Genomic DNA, 19,037 nt, shown 5'->3' with positions numbered 1-19,037 from the left:
CCGATAGTTCACTCAACAAACAAACTATCGGTCATTTCCCGTACGCCGGGAGCCAGCCCCCGATCCGCTCTGGAGACCTTTCGCGTCGGAGGTCTCGGCATCGGTCGACGTGCTGCCGCGCCATCTGGTCGTGTCGACTTTGCCGCTTGGGCGGGTCGGCTCCGCCGATGGCAGCCCAGGTCGTTTCATAGCGCCGGCGACCGGGGCGCAGCGCGGGGCGGGCGTTGCTGCGCTTCGCCGAGCGGGTCGCGTGACACCCGTCGACCCGGCAAGCAAGCGCCACGGAAGCCATGCCGGCACTCACCGCGGCCCCGCAACGCCCCCTGCAATGCCATCATGTGGGATCCGCGTCCGTTGTACGGGATTGGCGACCACATGGTGGCAGTGGGTCCACAAGGTGAGAATAATATCCACAGTGGAGCGTCGTTTCTCGGCTTTCGTCCGCCTTTGGCCGGCCGTCTTCTCTGACGTTTCGTAGACCTTGGATACTTAGGGCTCGCATGTGGGCGTAACTCTCCAAGGTCTCGACCAAATCCAGAATGTGGCCGGGATCGCCACATAGTGGGATGGATGGACGAGCCGCGCGTCGACCTGCAGACCCCGTGCGGCGCCGGGCATCTTGGCGGCGGTTGCGGGTTGCGGGTTGCCGGTTGCGGCGACCCTTCCTATCGAGCGGCTGATACGTTTCGATGGATCGATGACGCTTCGCGACACCCCACCCTTCCGGGCCGACCATGTCGGCAGCCTGCTGCGCCCCCCGAACCTGCTCAAGGCCCGCGCCCAGCGTGCGGCGGACGAGATCACCGCCGACGAGTTGCGGGTCATCGAGGACGAGGCGATCCGCGACGTCGTGCGGATGCAGCGCGACGTCGGGTTACGCTCGGCCACCGACGGCGAGTTCCGGCGTACGTCGTGGCACATGGACTTCATCTACCAGCTCGGCGGCGTGCACCGGACCGACGAGAAGATCCAGGTGCATTTCCGCAACGCGGACGGCGAGCTCGACTTCGAGTCGGCGGCGCTGGTCATCGACGAGCCGGTGCGGTTGACCGAGACGATCTTCGGCGACGCGTTCAGCTTCCTGGCGCAGACCGTGGAGCCGGACGTCACGGCCAAGCTGACGATCCCGTCGCCGAGCATGGTGCACTATCGCGGCGGCCGCGCGGCCATCGACCCGGCCGTCTACCCCGACGAGGAGCAGTTCTGGGCCGACCTGTCCGCGGCGTACGCCGAGCAGGTGCGCCGGGTCGCCGCGCTGGGCTGCCGTTACCTGCAGCTCGACGACACCAGCCTCGCGTACCTGAACGACCCGGACCAGCGCAAGCTGCTCACCGAGCGCGGCGACGACGCCGAGCACCAGCATCTGCGCTACATCAAGCAGATCAACGCGGCGATCGCGGACCGGCCGGCCGGGCTGAACGTCACCACGCACATGTGCCGGGGCAACTTCCGGTCGTCGTGGGCGGCCGAGGGCGGGTACGACTTCGTGGCCGAGGCGTTGTTCAGTGAGCTGGCCGTGGACGGGTTCTTCCTGGAGTACGACGACGAGCGGTCCGGCGGGTTCGCGCCGCTGCGGTTCGTGCCGCCGGGCAAGCAGGTGGTGCTCGGGCTGGTCACCACGAAGCGGGGCGAACTGGAGTCGAAGGACGCGCTGAAGCGGCGGATCGACGAGGCGGCCAAGTACGTACCGCTGGAGCAGTTATGTCTGTCGCCGCAGTGCGGGTTCTCGTCCACGGTCGAGGGCAACGTGTTGTCGTACGAGCAAGAGGTCGCCAAGCTGCGCCTGATCGCGGAGACCGCGGCCGAAGTCTGGGGTTGACCCGCGCGGTGCCCCGACATCAATATTGCTCCATGCCTCTATGGGAGCGCTCCCGAATCATCACGGTTGCCGGTGTCGCGGCTCTGCTCAGCGCAGTGGCCGCGGCGCCGGCTTCGTCGGCGTCGGCCTCGTCGGCGTCGGCCTCGTCGGCGTCGGCCTCGTCGGCGTCGGCTTCTCTGGCCGACGAGGTCGAGCAGGTCACCAACGGCGGCTTCGACGGCACCACCGATCCCTTCTGGTCCACGGCCGGCATGCCGATGACGCTCACCGACGGCCGGGCCTGCGTGGACGTGCCCGGCGGCACCACCAACCGCTGGGACGTCGCGATCGGACAGAACGACATCGACCTGGTCGCGGGCGAGAGCTACCGGTTCTCCTTCGACGCGTCCGGCGACCCCGGGCATGTCGTGCGGGCGATCACCGGGCTCGCGGTGTCGCCCTACGACACCTACTTCGAGCAGTCACCCACCCTCGGTGACCTGCAGCATTACTCGTACACGTTCACCGCCTCGACCAGTACGGCGGCCGGGCAGGTCGCCTTCCAGGTCGGCGGCAGCCCCGATCCGTGGCACTTCTGCGTGGACAACGTGTCGCTCGTCGGCGGAGTGCCGCCCGAGGTGTACGTGCCGGACACCGGGCCGCGGGTGCGAGTCAATCAGGTCGCGTACGTGCCGAATGGTCCCAAGGTGGCCACGCTCGTCACTTCTTCCACCACACGGTTGCCGTGGCAGCTCCTGTCGCGCACCGGCAAGACCGTGGCGCACGGCTTCAGCACGCCGCGCGGGGTCGACGTCTCGTCCGCCCAGAACGTGCAGACCATTGATTTCAGCGGATACCGTGTGGCCGGCACCGGGTTCACGTTACGGGCCGACGGCGAGACCTCGCGGCCGTTCGATATCGGCGTCACGGCGTACCAGAAATTGCGCTCGGATTCGTTGAAGTTCTACTACACGCAGCGAAGCGGAATCGAAATTCTTAATTCACTGCGTCCCGGGTACGCCCGGCCGGCCGGCCATGTCGACGTGGCGCCCAACCAGGGCGACGGGAACGTGCCGTGCCAGCCCGGCGTATGCGACTACCGGCTGGACGTCCGTGGCGGCTGGTACGACGCGGGCGACCACGGAAAGTACGTGGTGAACGGCGGCATCTCGACCTGGGAGCTGCTCAGTGAATACGAGCAGTCGCCGGGCGTCCGCAAGGTCTCGCTGACCATTCCGACGAGCGGCGACCGGGTGCCGGACATTCTCGACGAGGCCCGTTGGGAGCTGGACTTCCTGCTGAGCATGCAGGCACCCTCCGGCCTGGTGCACCACAAGATCCACGACGCGGCCTGGACCGGGCTTCCGCTGCTGCCCCATTTAGATCCGCAGCCGCGTGAGCTGCACCCGGTCTCGACGGCCGCCACGCTGAACCTGGCCGCCGTCGCCGCGCAGGCGGCCCGGGTCTACAAGGCGTACGACCCGGCGTTCGCCGCGCGTGCGCTGCGTGCCGCGAAGACCGCTTACGATGCGGCACTTGCCCATCCGGCGCTTTACGCTCCGGAGTCGGACGGGATCGGCGGCGGTGCTTACAACGACGCGAACGTGACCGACGAGTTCTATTGGGCGGCGGCGGAGTTGTTCATCACCACCGGCGCCTCGCGGTATGCGCGCGACGTGATCGCCTCGCCGTTGCACAAGGCGGACGTGTTCGCCCCCGGCGTCGGCTTCGACTGGGCCGCGACCGCCGCAGCCGGGCGTCTCGACCTCGCTTTGCTGCCCAACAAGCTGCCCGGGCTGGCATCGGTGAAGAAGTCGGTCGTCGATGCGGCTTCGCGTTACCTGGCGATCCAGCGCGCGCATCCGTACGGCGTCGCCTACGCCCCCGCGAACAACATGTGGGACTGGGGCTCGAACAGCATCCTGCTCAACAACCTCGTGGTCGTCGGGGCCGGCTACCGCTTGACCGGCGACCGCCGGTTCCGGGACGGCTTGCTCACCGGCGTCGACTACGTGCTGGGGCGCAACGCTCTGAACATGTCGTACGTGACCGGGTACGGGACGGTGAGCTCGCAGAACCAGCACAGCCGGTGGTATGCCCACCAGCTCGACCCGGCGCTGCCCAACCCGCCGGTGGGCACGCTCGCGGGCGGTCCCAATTCCTCCATTCAGGACCCGTACGCCCAGTCGAAGCTGACCGGTTGCGTGGCCCAGTTCTGCTACATCGACGACATCCAGTCCTGGTCCACCAACGAGGAAACGATCAACTGGAACGCCGCGCTGGCGCGGGTCAGCGCGTACGTGGTCGATCTCGCGTAGCTTTCCTGTTGCCGGCGGTGCCACGCCGCCGGCAAGGCCCGGCCCGGTCGCGAAATGGGATGCGCGACCGGGCCGGGCGTCTCTACGGTGGCGGCATGTCCGCTGATGCCGCGCGCGCCGCCGAGATGCTCAGCCAGTTGTCCGCCCCGCAACGCCTCGCGGCGTTCGCCGAGCTGGTGCGGCGGGGCGCCGAGGGCGCGACCATCGCCGAGCTCGCCTACACCCTGGACGTGCCGGTGCAGAAGTCCGGCGAACTTCTGGCGCGGCTGGTCGGGGCCGGGCTGGCCACGGGAACCGGCAACGGGGTCTACCGGGCGAACGCCGGGGTGCTGCGCGAGGCTGCCGCCGCGGTCGACAAGATGCAGCCCCTCAGCCCGCTGCTGGCGTCGTATCCGCAGCTCAAGGGCTATTTCGCGCACGGCCGCCTGACGTCGCTGCCGCCAACGCTGAGCGAGCGCTCCGAGCAGACCGGCGAGCTGATCGTGCGGTTCCTCGCCCTGGACGGCCTCTGCGACGAGGACGAGCTGAACAGACGCCTGGCCAGGGTGACCGACGACGTGGCGGGCGTGCGCCGCATGCTGGTGGACACCGGGTGGCTGGAACGCGACCGCGCCGGAACCACCTACGGCCCCGGCCGCAAACTGGAAAGCGACCGCGCCGGAACCACCTACGGCGCCGGCCGCAAGCCGGAAAGCGACCGCGCCGGAACCACCTACGGCGCCGGCCGCAAGCTGGAAAGCTGAGTGGTGGTGACCGTGCCGGCGACGAGAATCGCCACGGCGAGGAGGCCGGCGACGACGAAAAGCGCGCCCAGCACGGTGAACCTGCTGCCGACGACGCCGACGGCGGGTGGTCCGGCGAGCGTCGCGCTGTAGCCGATCGAGGCGATGACGCTCACGCGGGCGGCGGCGCGGCTCGGGTCGTCGCCGGCGGCGCTCATGCCGACCAGGAAGCCGAGTGCCGCCCCCAGTCCCCAGAGCAGGGTGCCTGCGAAGGCGTACGGGAAGAAGGTTGGTGCGAAGACGAACAGCCCGACCCGGTGATGCCGATCAGAGCGAGGACGCGCGCGACGGCCGTGAGGGGGCCGGGCGGTCCCGCTATGTGGACACCGCGGTCACATCGTGGACTTTTGTGAACCTTGGAGAGTTGCGCCCACATACGAGCCATAACTCTCCAAGGTTTACATTCGGCCGGAAAAACCCGCCGGGCGAAAGCCTCGTTACGTGACAAAGATACTCTCTACAATGGACGCTAGTCCCACATCGCGGACGGTGGGTCCATGATGCGGGCGCGGGTCTCAGCAGGCGGTCAGCCGTCTCACGGAATGGAAGCGCCGCGCAGCCGCGCGCCGAGCCCGCCCGTCCAGCAGCCCAGCCGATCCGATAAATATCATAAAATGTCGGATATGCGAGAGGAGTGGCGGGGGTGGCGGACGGACGGCGATCAGATCGCTGACTCGCCTACGGCCACTAACTCGACTTAGGACGGGTCGATCTCAGGCGTTGGCGAGCGAGCAGCCGATTATGTCCTCGAGCTTGTGGCGGATGACCGGAACCAGGTCGTCGGGGTCACGATCATCCACGACGATTTCGATGTTCGGGCCACGATTTACCTGACACTTGGGGGTCGGGAGAAACTCCAGTAGCCAGAACTTGATCCGCGTTGCTTGCAGTTCGTCCAGGACGGTGTCGGGGTTCGCCGCCACGAGCCGAATCACTTGACAAGTCTTGCAGACGGTCGACCGCGGCGGCGCGACACACGCGTGACGGGATGAGGAACGGAAGCGAACCCGGGCCGGTCCGGGGCCTGGCGGGGTCAGGTGTGGTCGCGGGCGGAGAGGGCGTCCCGCAGCGCGGCCCGGCTGGAGATGCCCAGCTTCGGGAAGATGCGGTACAGGTTGGCGGCGACCGTGGCGGGGGCGATGCCCAAACGTACGGCTATGTCCTTGTTGGTCATGCCGGCGGCGGCCAGGTGGGCTATCGCGGTCTCCTGGCCGGTCAGCCGCTCCGGGGCCGCGTGCGGCTGGCCGGTCGCGCGCAGCTCGGCGAACGCCCGCCGGGCCCACGGGGCGGCGCCCAGGTTTTCGAAGAGCTCCACGGCGGCGGCCAACTGGCGGCGGGCGGCGACCAGCTGGCGGGCGCGCCGTAACGCCTCGCCGTAGCAGAGCCGCACCCGGGCCAGCTCGAACGGGAACTGCGACGCGCCGGGTGTGGTCACCGCCTGCTCGAACAGCGCCAGGTCGTCGCTGACCAGGGCCTCGGCGGCGGGGACGAGCATGGCCAGCCGCGGGGACAGGTCGCGAATGCCGGACTCGCGCATCACCCGGGCGTGCGCCTGCGCCTGGGGGCGGCGCCCGGAGCGTACGGCCGATTCGACCACGTCCAGGACCAGCCACAGCGCGTGTGGCATGTGCGGGGCCAGGACGCCGGCGGGGCTGACCGCTACCGCGTGCTCGTAGGCGGTGGAGAAGTCGCCGCGGGCCTGCGCGGCGATCGAGTGGACGTGGTGGGCGAAGGCGCGGGCCATGTTCACGCCGCGTGCGGTGGCCCAGCGGTCCATCTCGTCGGCGGCCTCGTCCGCGCCCGCGCCGCCGCGGGCCGCGCGGATCAGCGTGCCGATGTATCCGCCGAGGATGATCGAGTAGCGCTGGTAGCCGTGTTTCTCGCAGAGGATGAGGCCCTCGGCGACCAGGCGCTGCGCCTCGTCCCAGCGGCCGCGCATCCACCCGTCGACGCTCAGCGTGATCATCGCGTTCAGGGCCGCGGACACCGCCCCGCCGCGGCGGCCGTCCTCGACCACCCGCCACAGGGCGTCGCGGCAGTCGTCGATGCGGTCCACATAGACCGCGGCGACGCCGAGCCGGATGATCTGCAGGGGGTCGTACGTGCGTACCAGCGTGTGCGTCTCGGCCTCGAGCAGCGGCAGCACCGGCCGGGCCAGGCGGACCGGGTCGGAGAAGGTGGCGCCGGAGATCCGCAGCGTGGCCGGCACGTCGCCGTCGAGGCGGTCCATCGCGGCGTGGAACGGTTCCCACAGCGCGGCCCGTCCGCCGAACCAGCAGACCATCAGCAGCAGGTGCAGCGCGTCGCACACGCTGCGGTGCTCCACCGGGCCGTCGCCGTCCAGCGCGAGGGTGAGCAACCGGTGCGCGGTGTCCACCGCGCAGTCGCGGTTGAGCAGCACCGACGCGGCGGCGACGGAGAGTTCGAGCGAACCGGGCGCCGCACGGTTCGCGGCGTCCAGCAGTTCCTCGGCGCTGCCCAGGGCGCCGGTCAGCTCGGCGCCGATGGTGGCGGCGTCGGCGAGCCGGCGGGCGCGCGCCTCGCGGTCGGTGCTCAGCTCGGCCGCCCGGGTCAGCGACTCGACGCTGGCCACCGCGTCGCCGCGCCGGCGCACGATGTGGGCGGCGCGTTCCAGGGTCGCCGCGACCTCCTCGTCCGGCCGCAAGGTCGACTCGGCCAGGTGCCAGGCGCGGCGGACCGGGTCGGGTGAGCGGCCGGCCAGCTGGCGGTGCGCGTCCATGCGTTCGGCCGGGGTGGCGAGCTCGATCACGGCGAAGCGGCTCAGCGGGTGCCGGAAGCGGACGTGGCCGGCCCGGTCCACGTCGATGATCCCTTCCTGCAGCGCGGCGTCCAGGTGCTCGACAGCGTCGGACGAGCCGGCCACCGTGCGCACGTCGGCGGGGCCGGACAGGGCGGCCAGGAGCAGCAGGGCTCGGGTGGGTTCGGGCAACCGGCGTACGCGGGAAGCAAAAAGGTCTTGCAGGCGGCGGGACATCGGCATTTCGCCGTCGTTCGCGTAACCGTCGGCGGGCAGTTCGATGAGCGCCAGCGGATTGCCCTGCGCCTCGGCGAGGACGCGGTTGCGGGTGCGCGGGTCGAGATCGGGATGCGCGTGCATGAGGAGGTCGGCGCTCGCCGGATCGTCGAGCGGGGCGAGCACCATCTCGGGCATCCCGGCGTTCTCGAAGAAGCCGCTGTCGCCGGTGCGCTGGCCCATCAGCAGGCCCACGCGCAGGCCGGTCAGGCGGCGGGCGACCAGGCCGAGGACGACAGCGCTGGACCGGTCCAGGTCCGGGACGTCGTCGACGATGATCAGCACCGGGCGGCGTCCGGCCAGCTCGTGCAGCACGGCCAGCACCGCGTTCGACACGCTCAGATAGCTCGGCGCGGGCCCGGCGGCCAGACCGAGAGCGATCCTGAGGGGCTCGGTCTGCGGACCTTCGATCAAGGCCGATTCCCGTACGGCGGGGAGCAGTAACTGGTTGAGTGCGGCGAAGGAGATGTCCGCCTCGAACTCGGTGCCGGCCGCCCGGAGTAATCGGTCCCCGTTCGCGGTGGCCGTGGCGGCCGCGTCCTCGAGGAGGAGGCTCTTGCCGATGCCCGCCTCGCCGACCACCAGCAGGCAGCCGCCGTCGCGCTCCGCGACCTCCACGAAGCTGTGCATTATTCGTAACTCGGCTGCCCGGCCAACGATCCTGGGTGTGGTCATCGTGCGACCCCCTCCCTGAGGGCCGATCCTGCCGTCCCGCCGCCGCTAAGGCAAATACCGGCCGATAGACTCGCAGGTCACACCCGGCGACGGCGCGGGCTGCCGCGGCGGGCCGCCGAGTAGCGTCGTCGCGGTGAATGATCTTCAGGGAGCGCTGCTGTTCGCGGGGATCCCGCTCGCGACGGTGGGCATCGTGTGGGCGCTCGTGTTCGGCACGTCGAGCAAGCCCGCGACGAACGAATCGGGCGACGACGAGGACAGCTGAGGCGTTCGGTCCGAGGCACGCGCGGCCGGCGAGAGCCGCGGGGGCGCCCTTACACGAGCCGGGTCGTCGCCAGGGCCGCGGTCAGCAGCACGCCCAGGCCGTTGGTGGCCCAGTGCAGGGCGGCCGCGGCCAGCAGGCTGCCACTACGCCGGCGCATCTCGCACAGCAGCAGACCGGCCAGCGCCGTGAAGCCGACGACGCCGGCCACGGTGAGGATCCGGCCGAGCGTGCCCACGCCCAGCGTCTCCCCCACCGCCTGGTTGGCGTGCCCGAGGCGCAGTGACGGCAGGATGTGCCACAGCCCGAACAGCACCGACGACGTGATGCTCGCCCAGGCCGCGCCGCGATGCCGGCGGACCAGCCCGAGCAGCACCCCGCGGAAGGCGATCTCCTCGAGCAGCACCGTCCCGAGCGGCACCACGATGAACGCGGTCAGCAGCGCGGCACCCGGGTGCAGGTGGTAACGAACGTCGTGGAAGGCGACCCGGGTCATTGGCAGGGCGGCGCCGATCCCGTACACCAGGCCGACCGCGAGCACCGCACCGACCGCGTACTTGAGGCCGGGCAGCAGCGTGCGCCGGGACAGGCCGAGGTCGTGCCAGCTCAGCCCCGCTCGCCGGGCGACCAGCACGAGGCCGAGCGCGACCAGCGGGCCGGCCACCAGCCCGGTGCCGTGCGGCCCGTACTTGTCGGCCACGTTGACCACGGCGAGGATCAGCACGACGGCGCCGAGGATCAGCCCCAGACGACGGCGTGGCAGGGCGGCGGAAGCAGGCATCGTCGGCGAAGGTACCCGGACCGCGCGGCGCCAACCGGCACCGGGCGGACATTTCACCCGCCGATTAGACGACTGTCACCCGATCGGCCGCCGCGAGAACTGTTAGCCGCATTTCCATAATTCGATCGGCACGCGTACACGCAATTTAACTTTGCATATACGGACTCGCCTTACGGATTCATCATCCGATTCGGGCAAGATCCGTAACTTCGATGCGCTGACGGGCCGGAGGGGCAGCCGGTCCTTGCTCAATCGAAGGAACTAAATGAGATCGAAAGCCTTGAAGCCACGGCGCATCGTGCCGTTGCTGGGCGTGGCCGCCACGGCCGTGACGCTGCTGGCGTCCCCCGCGATGGCGTCGCCCGCCGCACCGCAGGCGCCGGTCACCGGTGGTATTCCGCTGATCGACAGCGACGAGAAGATCGGTCCGGGAATCGATCTGCGGCACGTGAACGCGCTCGACGCGGGCGGTTGGTACGACGCGCAATACCTCACCGTCGATCTGAAGAACGGCGCGGTGAGCACCGACCTGCTGACCTCCGGCGCGGTCGCCTCGGGCGGCCCGCTGAGCGCGGCGGCGAACAAGGCCGGCGCGGTGGCCGCGACGAACGGCGAGTTCTTCGACATCGGCAACAGCAACGCGGCGCTGGGCGGTGAGATCCAGAACGGCAAGTTGCTGAAGACGGCCGACAACGGCGGACGCCAGCACGTCGGGGTCAGCAAGGACGGCATCGCGCAGCTCGTGGACCTCGCGGTCGACGCGAAGGCGACGTTCGCGGGCGCCGACCACAAGGTCCTGACGATCAACGCGGCGAACGGCGGCGGCGTGCCGGCCGACGGCCTGGTGGCGTACACGCCGGACTGGGGTACCTACAGCCGCAACCGCGCGTTCACCGGCGTCGACAACAGCACCATCGCCGAGGTGCTCGTCACCGGCGGCAAGGTCGCCTCGGTCACCCCGGCCGGTCCGGCCGGCGACGGCGCGATCCCGCAGGGCAGCTTCTACCTGGTCGGACGCGACGCGGCGGCGACCGCGCTGCGCTCGCTGACCGTGGGCGACCCGGTCGCGCTGACCTACGACCTGTCGAACAACGCCGCGAAGTCGATGAAGTTCGCGCTCGGCAACGGCGGCACGATCGTCTCCGGCGGCAAGGTCGTACCCGGCCTGGACCCGTCCATCGCGCCGCGCACGGCACTGGGCTTCAAGGACGGCGGCCGTACGCTTGTGCTGGCCACCTGGGACGGCCCGGGCGGCACCGGTAAGGGCGGCGTCGGCATCACCAAGGAAGCGGCCGACCTCGCCGCCATGGGTGTCGACACCGCGGTCAACCTGGACGGCGGCGGCTCCACCACGATGGTGGCCCGGGCGCTCGGCGCCGACGACGCGACGGTACGCAACGTGCCGTCCGACGGTCAGGAGCGCAGCGACCCGAACGGGGTCGGCGTGTTCGTGGCGCCGGGCGACAAGAAGCTGCACCAGCTGGTGATCACCCCGGCCGACGACGTGAAGGTGTTCCCGGGGCTGCACCGGCCGCTGCGGGCTTCCGGTGTCGACAACCACCAGACCCCGGTGACGGTGGACCCGAAGTCGGTGCGCTGGGACGCCAAGGGCGGCTCGGTCAAGTCCGGCGTGGTGCAGGCGTCGTCGAAGCCGGACGACACGGTCAAGGTCACCGCGTCGGCAGGCCACGTGAGCGCGTCGACCACCGTGGACGTGCTCGGCGACCTGAACAACGTGGAGCTGTCGACGAACCGGCTGTCCATCGCGGACGCGACGCCGGAGCAGGCGGCCACGGTCACGGTCACCGGCCGCGACGGGCAGGGTTACACGGCACCGATCGACCCGGCGGACCTGAAGCTGGACTACGACCACACCGTGGCGGACGTTCAGGCGTACAACGGGAACTTGAAGATTGTGCCCTTGAAGGCGGCCGGCACGATCCTGACCATCTCGGTCGGGGGTAAGTCGGTGCAGCTGCCGATCACGATCGGCGTGCAGACGCTGACCCCGTACACGTTCAACGACGACGTGCTGGCGCACTGGCGCAACAACAGCACGGCGGCGACCACGTTCTCGTCCGACCCCGACGGTCTGAAGATCGACTTCCCGGCGATGCGGAACGTCGGCATCACGGCGACCTCGGCGGCCGGCCGGATCGCGGTGCCGGGCCAGCCGCTGCGCGTGCGGGTCCACATGAAGTCGAGCATCGCGGTGCCGAGCGGCCTGACCTACCTGGGCTACTACGACGGGACCGGCAAGGCGTCCGGCGTGTACGGCACGGCGCTGGTGGCCAGCGACGACTGGCAGGACGCCACGTTCACGCTGCCCGCGAACACGGCGTTCCCGATCTCGATCGCGAGCTTCCAGGGCATCAACACCGCGACCGCGCAGCAGAAGGCCGGCACGTTCATCCTGAACCGCGTCGAGGCCGACGTCCCGACCTCGATCGACCTGCCGGCGCAGCCGGACCTCAAGGCCGACCCGCTGGTCTCGACCGACGGCTCGCTGCTGCAGGGCAAGAACACCTGGGACTTCGCGTCCATGTCGGACGTTCAGTTCACCGCCGACAACCCGGCGCTGACCCAGGTCGCGACCGCCGAGATCCAGCGGATCCGGCAGAACCACCCGGACCTGATCCTGCTCAACGGCGACATCACCGACCGGGGTCTGCCGCAGGACCTGTCGCTGGCCCGGCAGGTGCTCACCGACGCGGGCTGTGACCTGATCCCGGTCGGCCAGGAACCGCCCGCCAACAGCACGCCGGACCCGAAGTCCGCTCAGGTGCCCTGCTACTACGTGCCGGGCAACCACGAGTCGTACGGGCTGAACAACGTCCAGCAGGACCTGACCAACTTCACCAAGGAGTTCGGTCAGCCGTACCGCACGTTCGACCACAAGGGCACCCGGTTCATCCTGCTGGCCAGCTCGCTGGGCACGCTGCGCGGCTCGGCCTGGGACCAGTGGCCGATGTTCCAGAAGGCCCTCGAGGACGCCAAGAAGGACAAGTCGATCGACAACGTCGTGGTCGCCGCCCACCACCCGGTGGACGACCCGGACGCGGCGAAGTCCAGCCAGCTCGGCGACCGTACCGAGGTGGCGCTGATCGAGAAGCTGCTGACCGACTTCCGGAACCAGACCGGCAAGGGCGCGATCATGATGGGCTCGCACGCTCAGATCGCGAACGTGGAGCGGGTCGAGGGAGTCCCGTACGTGGTGCACCCGTCGTCGGGCAAGGACCCGTACGGCACGCCGGACCGCGGCGGCTTCACCGGCTACATCGACTGGTCGGTCGACAGGTCGAAGTCCGCGTCCCAGCAGTGGGTGGAGGCCGACGTGCGGGCCTTCGCGCAGTCGATCACGCTGAACACGCCGGCCACCCTGGACCAGGGGACGTCGGCGACGCTGAGCGGCAGCATCGTGCAGCCCGAGGGGGTCGGCGTCGGTACCCGGGTGGTGCCGCTGCGGTACCCGATGACGGTGCACTGGACCGGCTCGCCGAATCTGGCGATCGGCAGCGGCTCGCCGGCTCTCGCCGCGGCCCGCAAGAGCGGCAAGACGGCGATCCTCGACCCGGCGACGCGCGAGCTGACCGCGCTGCGGCCCGGGTCGGTGACGGTGTCGGTGACCAACGACTCGATGCGGGCGTACACCGACGCGGCGTCGCTCGCCCCGATCACCACGTCGAAGACGATCCAGGTGCTCAAGCCGGTGCCGGTCGGTCCGGTGTTCGCCGCGACGACGCCGGTGTTCACGGCCCAGCCGGTCGGCATCCCCGGCCAGGTCCGTGACGTGACGGTGAAGAACACCGGCGACCAGCCGCTGAAGATCTCGTCGGTGGCCGTGCAGGCGGTGGGTCGTACCCCCTTCCGGGTCGAGCGCGACAAGTGCGAGGAGCACACGGTCGCGCCGGGCGGCACCTGCACGGTGTCGGTGCGCTTCACCCCGGCGCAGCCGGACGTCACCTTCGCGGCGTCGCTGGTGTTCCAGACGAACACCGCGGCCCGGCACGAGTCGGTGGCGCTGACCGCGTCGAGCACGAAGTTCCCCTGGGGCCCCTGGCCGCTGGCGGAGTAGTCGGGTGTGGGCCGGGAGCTTTACGGCTCCCGGCCTTCCTCGAACAGCGTTATCTGCAGTCCGGCCGGGGCCTCGAGGCGCGCGTTGAGCGAGTTCCACGGGGTCCGGGTCGGCGGCGCCAGTTCGGTCGCGCCTCCGGCAACTGCTTCCCGGGTACGCCTCACCGCGTCGTCCACCTCCAAGGCGACCCGGAATTTGCGGGCCACCTGGCGGCCGACCTCCACCTCGTCGATGAGCCGTTTCTGGGCCGGGTTGGCGATCTCCAGGGTGGCGCGACCGGCATCCAGGATGACGACCTTCGCGTCGTCGCCGGTGTCGAAGGCACCCTCCACGGGCAGGCCCAGGACGTCCCGGAAGAACGTCACCGCCTCGTCGAAGTCCTCGGCCTCCACGACCAGTCGCAGCTGGCGAACACTCATCGGCCGTGCGCCCAGTACGCGTCGTCCGCCCTCGTCTTCGCCGCGGTCTCGGCGTCCTCGAACCCGGGGGCCATCGAAGCGTCCGTACCCGCCAAATACTGGTGGTGGTCGATGCCGAGCAGCCTGATCCAGCTCTGCTGCCCGAACGTGAGGGCGATGAAGCAGCCGAGCTCGACCAGCTCCGGTTCGGTGAAGTGGCGGTGCAGCGTGTCCCAGGCCTCGTCGTCCATGTCCAGGCCCCAGGCGATGGCCTTGGCGTACCCGAGGGCCGCTTTCTGCCGGTCGTCGTACTTGTCCGACTTCTCGAAGTTCAGCAGATCGTCGTACTTCTGTTCCCGCAGGCCGGCTTTTGCCGATCGCTGGTTGCCGCAGAATTCGCAGGTGACCGTGCGGGAGATGTACACCCGGCACAACTCCTTGACCGCGTGATCGCACACCCCGCTGTGGAAGATCGCCTGCCAGGAGTCGGCGAAGGCCCAGAAGGCGTTGGGCGCGTGCGCGCGGACGGCGGAGCTCTCCGGCCTGGGCGTGCCTTCCCGTGCGCATCGATGCATCTCGGCTTGCATGCGCTGGTCCATCGCTTCCATCGGCACGTAGCTGATGCGTTGCTTGTCCGCCATCACCACTCCTCCGGTATCACCCTTGATCGCAACCGCAATCGATTGCAGAATCCCGCACCCCGGGGTCCGGGTCAAGCCGCGCCCGGGCGCCTTCGTCGTCGCCCGCCGCCATCGTCACGTCCATCACAGTGAGTGATGTTGATCCCGTTGCTGGCTGCTTCCCATCCGGTCGTTCGAGCCTGGAGGATATAGGTCGGATCTTGGCCATTACTAGGAGTGACCTGATGACCCACCGTTCCCTCCGTCTGCTACTTCTCGGCGCGCTCGGCGTGGCCTTCTCGCTCGCCCTGGCCGCCTGCGGAGACGGAGGAGTCGGCGCCGCCACCCCGGCGGCGGCGCCCAGTTCGCCGCCGGTTCCGGTCTTCCCGAGCGATCCGCCGCGTACCTTCAAGCCGTCGTCGGAGCCGGCCACGCATCAGTCCGTCGCGCGGGCCTGCCGTACCGCCGACACCTCCGCCACGATCACGTTGCAGCCCGACCTGAGCAAGGGCAGCACCCAGGTCGCCCTGGTCCAGCTGACCAACAAGTCGAAGAACAACTGCGCGGTCAACGGCCGCGCCGCGATCTCGCTCGCGAACGCGGCCGGCGACACCGTGGACGTGACGACCAGCAACGTCAACGAGCCCGGCAAGGCCGTCCGGATCACGCTGCGCCCCGGCACCAGCGCGTTCGAGGGCATCAAGTGGACCACGTGCGACAAGGGCGACGCGAGCTGCCCGGCCGGCAACAGCCTGCGGTTCAACCTCGACGCCGCCACGGACGGCTCGTTCGCGAAGCTCTCCGCTTTCCCGCCCGGCGAGGCCAGCGACATCACGATGAAGTCGCTGCGGATCGGCACGCTCCAGCCGAGCCGTCAGGGCGTCGTCGCCTGGTAGGGGGAAGCTGGCCCAACATGGGTGAGGCTGGTCGCGCGGCTTTGCGGTTAGCTGTACGCGGCCGTCGAGCGGCGGCGCGGCCGCCCGGAACTCTACGTCCCTCCGGCGCGGCCGACCCGCCGCTCGACGGCCACCCCCGCCCCAGCCAACGGCGCGCGGCGTGCCCGGTGGCTAATCGGTGAACGACGCCGTCGCCGTGTTCGTCCCGGTCGGCTGTCCGGTCGGTTCGCCGTCCGGCTCGGGGTAGCCGAGAACGACGTCGAGCAGGCCGTGCACCTCGCTGTAGCTCCGGGTGTACGCGTCCGAGCCGCTCACGTTTCGATTCACGATCTGGTAGACGCCGTTCGAGTCGGAGCGGACCACGTCGTTCTGATCCCACCACCCGTCGGACTCGGAGGCGTACGCGGCGGCGGCGACGGCGAAACTCGCACCGACGGCGAGGAATAGACCTGCGGCAAAGATGACCGGACGACGCACAAGGTTTCCTTTCAGGCGATTGCTCCAGAATTGTGGCGAGTCCATTGCGGAAAAGCCATCTGAGCACGCCGAAGATCACCTATTGGTGCGAAGCCCGCGCGCGCAACGTCGCGGCCGTCTCCTCGTCGGCCGGCAGGAACGCTTCCAGCTTCAGCTCGGCCAGCGTGACGTCCAAGGCGGTGGCGAACGTCGTCACGGTCGTGATCAGCCGCAGCGTGCCGGCTTCCGTGCGCAGCCGCAACGGCACCGCGAACCCGAGATGGTCGGCGGACACGGCGGCCGGCGGGGCGTACGACTCAAGCTCGGCGAGCAATGCGGCCAGCCGCTCGTCGGGGTTGCGGGCCATCTCCTGCCGTAGCCGTTCGAGAATGTGCTGCGCCCACTCGCCGAAGTTGAGGATCCGCGGTGCCATCCCGTCGGGGTGCAGGGCCAGGCGGTAGGCGTTCACATTGTCCGGCCGGGCGCCGGTGAGCAGCTCGAGCGCCGAGTTCGCCGCGACCAGGTCGCCGTACCGGTCGACGATGACGGCGGGGTACGGCAGGTGCCCGGCGAGGATGTGCCGCAGCGCGCCCCGCACCGGTGCCAGCGCCGGGTCGTCGAGCGGCGTCTGCGGATACACCGGGGCGTATCCGGCGGCGTACAGGAGATGGTTTCGCTCGCGCAACGGCAGCTCCAGCGACTCGGCCAGCCGCACCACCATGCCGCGGCCCGGCACCGAACGCCCGGTCTCCATGAAGCTGATGTGCCGTTGCGTGGTCCCCGCGCGCAACGCCAGGTCGAGCTGGCTGAGCTGGCGGCGGGTCCGGCGTTCGCGCAGCGCCTCGGAGAAGGTCACCGCCCAGTTGTATCCATGCACGCGGCTGCGGTCCATTCCCCGGCGGGAATTGCCGCTGGTAATTCGCCAACCCACGATCAACGGCATGGACGACGACGTACGCCTCGGCGTGCTCCTCCCGACCGGCAAGGCGCAGTGGGGCCCGGGCACCGACCCGCTGGAAGCGTTGCGGACCGTCCAGGTGGTGGTCGCCGGCTCGGTGAGCGAGGTGCGCGAACGGCTGCGGCCCTACGTCGACGGTGGCGCGCGGCATCTGGTCTGCCGGATCGCCGCGCTCGATCTGCGGACCCAATACCAGCAACTCGAACTGATAAGGAGCATCGCGTGAAGGTTCTCTACACGGCGGAGGCGCGGGTTGCCGGCGCCCGGGCGGGCGGTCGCGGAGTCACAAACGACGGCAGGCTCGACGTACGCCTGCGCCTGCCGAAGGAGATGGGCGGCCAGGGCGACGGCACCAATCCCGAGCAACTGTTCGCGGTCGGGTTCGCGGCGTGTTTCGAGACCGTGCTGGAGATGGTCGGGAAACGCCGGCGCTTGGACGCCTCGGGCACGGAGATCGACTCGCGGGTGTCGCTGCTGCGGCGGGAGAACGGGCGCACGAGGCTCGCGGTCGTGCTCGACATCCGGATGCCGTCGATCGGGGACGCGGCGCAGGCTGCCGAACTCGTACGGGAAGCTCATGAATGGTGTCCGTATGCCGACGCCGTACGGGGAAATATCAATGTTTCTCTGATAGCGAATGGTGTACCGCTGCCGGACTGAGGGCCGTCAGCGCGCACACGCCGAGGCCGAGCGCGACCGCCAGCCACCCCACGTCGATCAGGTCCGGGCCGGCGAGCGCTCCGGAGATCGCGACGCCCAGCGTGATGCCGACCTGGCGGCCGGTCGTGGCGAGCGAGGCGGCCACCCCGGCCATCGCGATCGGCATCCCGGCGACCGCCGCGTTGTTGACCGGCGGGTTGACAATGCCCTGGGACACTCCGAAAAGGAGGAACGCGGCGAGCACGACGGCCAGCGGGGTGTCCGGTCCGAGCCCGAGCGACGCGGCGCCGGCCATCGTCAGCGCCGCACCGGAGATCAGGAGCGGCGGGCGGGGACCGCGTCCGGCCACCAGCCGGCCGGAGATCGGGGACAGCAGCGCGATCAACACTCCCACCGGAAGCAGGCACAGGCCGGCACGCAGCGGCGGCAGCCCGCGCACCTCCTGCAGATATAGGGTGGACACGAAGAGGAACGCGCCGAAGCCGCACAGCGAAAGCACGGCCGTGCCGATCGCCGCGCTGAACGGCGGATTCCGGAACAGCCGCGGATCCAGCAACGGTTCGGCGCGACGCGACTCGTAGCGCACGAGGCACAGCAGCGCGCCGCCGACGACGGGTGTGGTCCAGCTCAGTGCGCCGGTTTCGATGATCCCGTACGCGGTCCCGCCGAGCACCAGGCACACCAGGGCCTGCCCCACCGGGTCGAACCGGCGCGGCCGGGCGGCGCGCGACTCCGGCACGAACAGCGCCGTGCCCACGAGCGCCGCGGCGACGATCGGAAGATTGACCGTGAAGACCGAACGCCACCCGAACCCGTCGACCAGAGCCCCGCCGACGATCGGACCCACCGCGAGCGCGAGACCGGACACGCCGCTGAAGACGCCGATAGCACGCATCCGCTCGGCGTGGTCCGTGAAGGTGGTGACGATGATCGCCATGGCCACCGGGTTGAGCATCGTGCCACCCGCCGCCTGCAGCGCCCGCGCGGCGATCAGCCAGCCGATCCCCGGGGCCAGGCTGCAGGCCAGCGACCCGAGCCCGAACACGACCAGCCCCAGCCGGAACGCCCGCCGCCGCCCGAACCGGTCCGCGAACGACCCGGCCATCACCAGAAACTTCCCAGGACCAGCGTGTACGCGTCGACGGTCCATTGCAGGCCGGACACCGGGGTGCGCAGGTCCCCTCCGATCGCGGGGAGCGCGACGTTGACGATCGAGGCGTCCATGACGACGACGACCATGCTGCTGCAGCAGAGGGTGAGCACGAGCAGCCGCCGGCGCCGCCCTGGCTCCGTCATGCCGCGACGCTATGGCCGGGGCGCCCGC

At 69.9% G+C, this 19,037-nt stretch carries 18 protein-coding genes; 8 read left to right on the top strand and 10 right to left on the bottom strand.

Translation table 11 applies throughout. The features are described from left to right. Positions 1-697 precede the first annotated feature (697 nt). The 3 genes from HH310_RS40325 (at position 698) to HH310_RS40315 (ending at position 4,859) form a co-directional block, all read left to right on the top strand. Complete coding sequence (locus tag HH310_RS40325; protein ID WP_169181046.1) at positions 698-1,819, top strand: 5-methyltetrahydropteroyltriglutamate--homocysteine S-methyltransferase; 1,122 nt, start codon at positions 698-700, stop codon at positions 1,817-1,819. Between the two features lie 32 nt (positions 1,820-1,851). Continuing rightward, the gene (locus HH310_RS40320; protein ID WP_169181045.1) at positions 1,852-4,116 is read left to right on the top strand and encodes a glycoside hydrolase family 9 protein; all 2,265 of its coding nucleotides are present in this window, start codon (positions 1,852-1,854) and stop codon (positions 4,114-4,116) included. 95 nt (positions 4,117-4,211) lie between these two features. Then, positions 4,212-4,859 (top strand): DUF2087 domain-containing protein, encoded by a 648-nt coding sequence (locus HH310_RS40315; RefSeq protein WP_169181044.1) that lies wholly within the window; start codon positions 4,212-4,214, stop codon positions 4,857-4,859. On the opposite strand, the gene HH310_RS43375 is transcribed toward HH310_RS40315, so the two are convergent. The 3 genes from HH310_RS43375 to HH310_RS40300 form a co-directional block, all read right to left on the bottom strand. Further along, positions 4,829-5,056 (bottom strand): hypothetical protein, encoded by a 228-nt coding sequence (locus HH310_RS43375; protein ID WP_211193248.1) that lies wholly within the window; start codon positions 5,054-5,056, stop codon positions 4,829-4,831. The genes HH310_RS40315 and HH310_RS43375 overlap by 31 nt on opposite strands. Before the next feature lie 555 nt (positions 5,057-5,611). Then, positions 5,612-5,833, bottom strand: a complete 222-nt coding sequence (locus tag HH310_RS40305) for a hypothetical protein (protein WP_169181043.1) — start codon at positions 5,831-5,833, stop codon at positions 5,612-5,614. Positions 5,834-5,931: 98 nt separating this feature from the next. Then, positions 5,932-8,607 (bottom strand): LuxR family transcriptional regulator, encoded by a 2,676-nt coding sequence (locus tag HH310_RS40300; protein ID WP_169181042.1) that lies wholly within the window; start codon positions 8,605-8,607, stop codon positions 5,932-5,934. 133 nt (positions 8,608-8,740) lie between these two features. Between HH310_RS40300 and HH310_RS45110 the strand changes: the two genes are divergently transcribed. Beyond that, the gene (locus HH310_RS45110) at positions 8,741-8,872 is read left to right on the top strand and encodes a hypothetical protein (RefSeq protein WP_282438663.1); all 132 of its coding nucleotides are present in this window, start codon (positions 8,741-8,743) and stop codon (positions 8,870-8,872) included. A 49-nt stretch (positions 8,873-8,921) separates the two neighbouring features. On the opposite strand, the gene HH310_RS40295 is transcribed toward HH310_RS45110, so the two are convergent. Next, entirely contained in the window at positions 8,922-9,650 is a 729-nt protein-coding gene (locus HH310_RS40295; protein ID WP_169181041.1) for a CPBP family intramembrane glutamic endopeptidase, read from the bottom strand. 265 nt (positions 9,651-9,915) lie between these two features. On the opposite strand from HH310_RS40295, the gene HH310_RS40290 reads away from it, so the two are divergent. Beyond that, positions 9,916-13,725 carry a phosphodiester glycosidase family protein gene (locus tag HH310_RS40290; protein WP_169181040.1) on the top strand — a complete coding sequence of 1,270 codons (3,810 nt, stop codon included), beginning with the start codon at positions 9,916-9,918 and terminating at the stop codon, positions 13,723-13,725. 20 nt (positions 13,726-13,745) lie between these two features. On the opposite strand, the gene HH310_RS40285 is transcribed toward HH310_RS40290, so the two are convergent. Both HH310_RS40285 and HH310_RS40280 read right to left on the bottom strand, forming a co-directional pair. Beyond that, positions 13,746-14,144, bottom strand: coding sequence for a VOC family protein (locus HH310_RS40285; protein ID WP_169181039.1), 399 nt, complete (start codon positions 14,142-14,144; stop codon positions 13,746-13,748). Further along, positions 14,141-14,764, bottom strand: coding sequence for a carboxymuconolactone decarboxylase family protein (locus tag HH310_RS40280; RefSeq protein WP_169181038.1), 624 nt, complete (start codon positions 14,762-14,764; stop codon positions 14,141-14,143). The genes HH310_RS40285 and HH310_RS40280 overlap by 4 nt, the downstream gene beginning before the upstream one ends. 224 nt (positions 14,765-14,988) lie before the next feature. On the opposite strand from HH310_RS40280, the gene HH310_RS40275 reads away from it, so the two are divergent. Next, positions 14,989-15,639: a DUF4232 domain-containing protein gene (locus HH310_RS40275; RefSeq protein WP_169181037.1), complete on the top strand. Its 651-nt coding sequence runs from the start codon at positions 14,989-14,991 to the stop codon at positions 15,637-15,639. A 171-nt stretch (positions 15,640-15,810) separates the two neighbouring features. On the opposite strand, the gene HH310_RS40270 is transcribed toward HH310_RS40275, so the two are convergent. Both HH310_RS40270 and HH310_RS40265 read right to left on the bottom strand, forming a co-directional pair. Then, positions 15,811-16,116, bottom strand: coding sequence for a hypothetical protein (locus HH310_RS40270; protein ID WP_169181036.1), 306 nt, complete (start codon positions 16,114-16,116; stop codon positions 15,811-15,813). 79 nt (positions 16,117-16,195) lie between these two features. Continuing rightward, the gene (locus HH310_RS40265) at positions 16,196-16,951 is read right to left on the bottom strand and encodes a helix-turn-helix transcriptional regulator (RefSeq protein ID WP_169181035.1); all 756 of its coding nucleotides are present in this window, start codon (positions 16,949-16,951) and stop codon (positions 16,196-16,198) included. Between the two features lie 85 nt (positions 16,952-17,036). On the opposite strand from HH310_RS40265, the gene HH310_RS40260 reads away from it, so the two are divergent. Further along, positions 17,037-17,279 (top strand): hypothetical protein, encoded by a 243-nt coding sequence (locus HH310_RS40260; RefSeq protein WP_169181034.1) that lies wholly within the window; start codon positions 17,037-17,039, stop codon positions 17,277-17,279. Then, a complete protein-coding gene (locus HH310_RS40255; protein WP_169181033.1) occupies positions 17,276-17,713 on the top strand; it encodes an Ohr family peroxiredoxin in 438 nt (145 codons plus the stop codon). The genes HH310_RS40260 and HH310_RS40255 overlap by 4 nt, the downstream gene beginning before the upstream one ends. On the opposite strand, the gene HH310_RS40250 is transcribed toward HH310_RS40255, so the two are convergent. Together HH310_RS40250 and HH310_RS43370 are read right to left on the bottom strand one after the other, a co-directional pair. Next, positions 17,670-18,818: an MFS transporter gene (locus HH310_RS40250; RefSeq protein WP_211193246.1), complete on the bottom strand. Its 1,149-nt coding sequence runs from the start codon at positions 18,816-18,818 to the stop codon at positions 17,670-17,672. The two genes, HH310_RS40255 and HH310_RS40250, sit on opposite strands and share 44 nt — an antisense overlap. Beyond that, positions 18,818-19,009, bottom strand: coding sequence for a hypothetical protein (locus tag HH310_RS43370; RefSeq protein ID WP_211193245.1), 192 nt, complete (start codon positions 19,007-19,009; stop codon positions 18,818-18,820). Before HH310_RS43370 ends, HH310_RS40250 begins: the two co-directional genes overlap by 1 nt. Positions 19,010-19,037: the final 28 nt, after the last annotated feature.

It is taken from the genome of Actinoplanes sp. TBRC 11911 (assembly GCF_012933445.1).
Lineage (GTDB): Bacteria > Actinomycetota > Actinomycetes > Mycobacteriales > Micromonosporaceae > Actinoplanes.
The sequence above is the reverse complement of the archived record's forward strand: the minus strand, read 5'-3'. Positions and strand labels throughout refer to the sequence as shown.

Coding starts and splice junctions, on each gene's coding strand:
- HH310_RS43375 (WP_211193248.1), bottom strand. CDS start 5,056: ATGAGCGCCGCCGGCGACGACCCGAGCCGCGCCGCCGCCCGCGTGAGC.
- HH310_RS40315 (WP_169181044.1), top strand. CDS start 4,212: ATGTCCGCTGATGCCGCGCGCGCCGCCGAGATGCTCAGCCAGTTGTCC.
- HH310_RS40290 (WP_169181040.1), top strand. CDS start 9,916: ATGAGATCGAAAGCCTTGAAGCCACGGCGCATCGTGCCGTTGCTGGGC.
- HH310_RS40325 (WP_169181046.1), top strand. CDS start 698: ATGACGCTTCGCGACACCCCACCCTTCCGGGCCGACCATGTCGGCAGC.
- HH310_RS40250 (WP_211193246.1), bottom strand. CDS start 18,818: ATGGCCGGGTCGTTCGCGGACCGGTTCGGGCGGCGGCGGGCGTTCCGG.
- HH310_RS40275 (WP_169181037.1), top strand. CDS start 14,989: ATGACCCACCGTTCCCTCCGTCTGCTACTTCTCGGCGCGCTCGGCGTG.
- HH310_RS40285 (WP_169181039.1), bottom strand. CDS start 14,144: ATGAGTGTTCGCCAGCTGCGACTGGTCGTGGAGGCCGAGGACTTCGAC.
- HH310_RS40280 (WP_169181038.1), bottom strand. CDS start 14,764: ATGGCGGACAAGCAACGCATCAGCTACGTGCCGATGGAAGCGATGGAC.
- HH310_RS40300 (WP_169181042.1), bottom strand. CDS start 8,607: ATGACCACACCCAGGATCGTTGGCCGGGCAGCCGAGTTACGAATAATG.
- HH310_RS40295 (WP_169181041.1), bottom strand. CDS start 9,650: ATGCCTGCTTCCGCCGCCCTGCCACGCCGTCGTCTGGGGCTGATCCTC.
- HH310_RS40260 (WP_169181034.1), top strand. CDS start 17,037: ATGGACGACGACGTACGCCTCGGCGTGCTCCTCCCGACCGGCAAGGCG.
- HH310_RS43370 (WP_211193245.1), bottom strand. CDS start 19,009: ATGACGGAGCCAGGGCGGCGCCGGCGGCTGCTCGTGCTCACCCTCTGC.
- HH310_RS40320 (WP_169181045.1), top strand. CDS start 1,852: ATGCCTCTATGGGAGCGCTCCCGAATCATCACGGTTGCCGGTGTCGCG.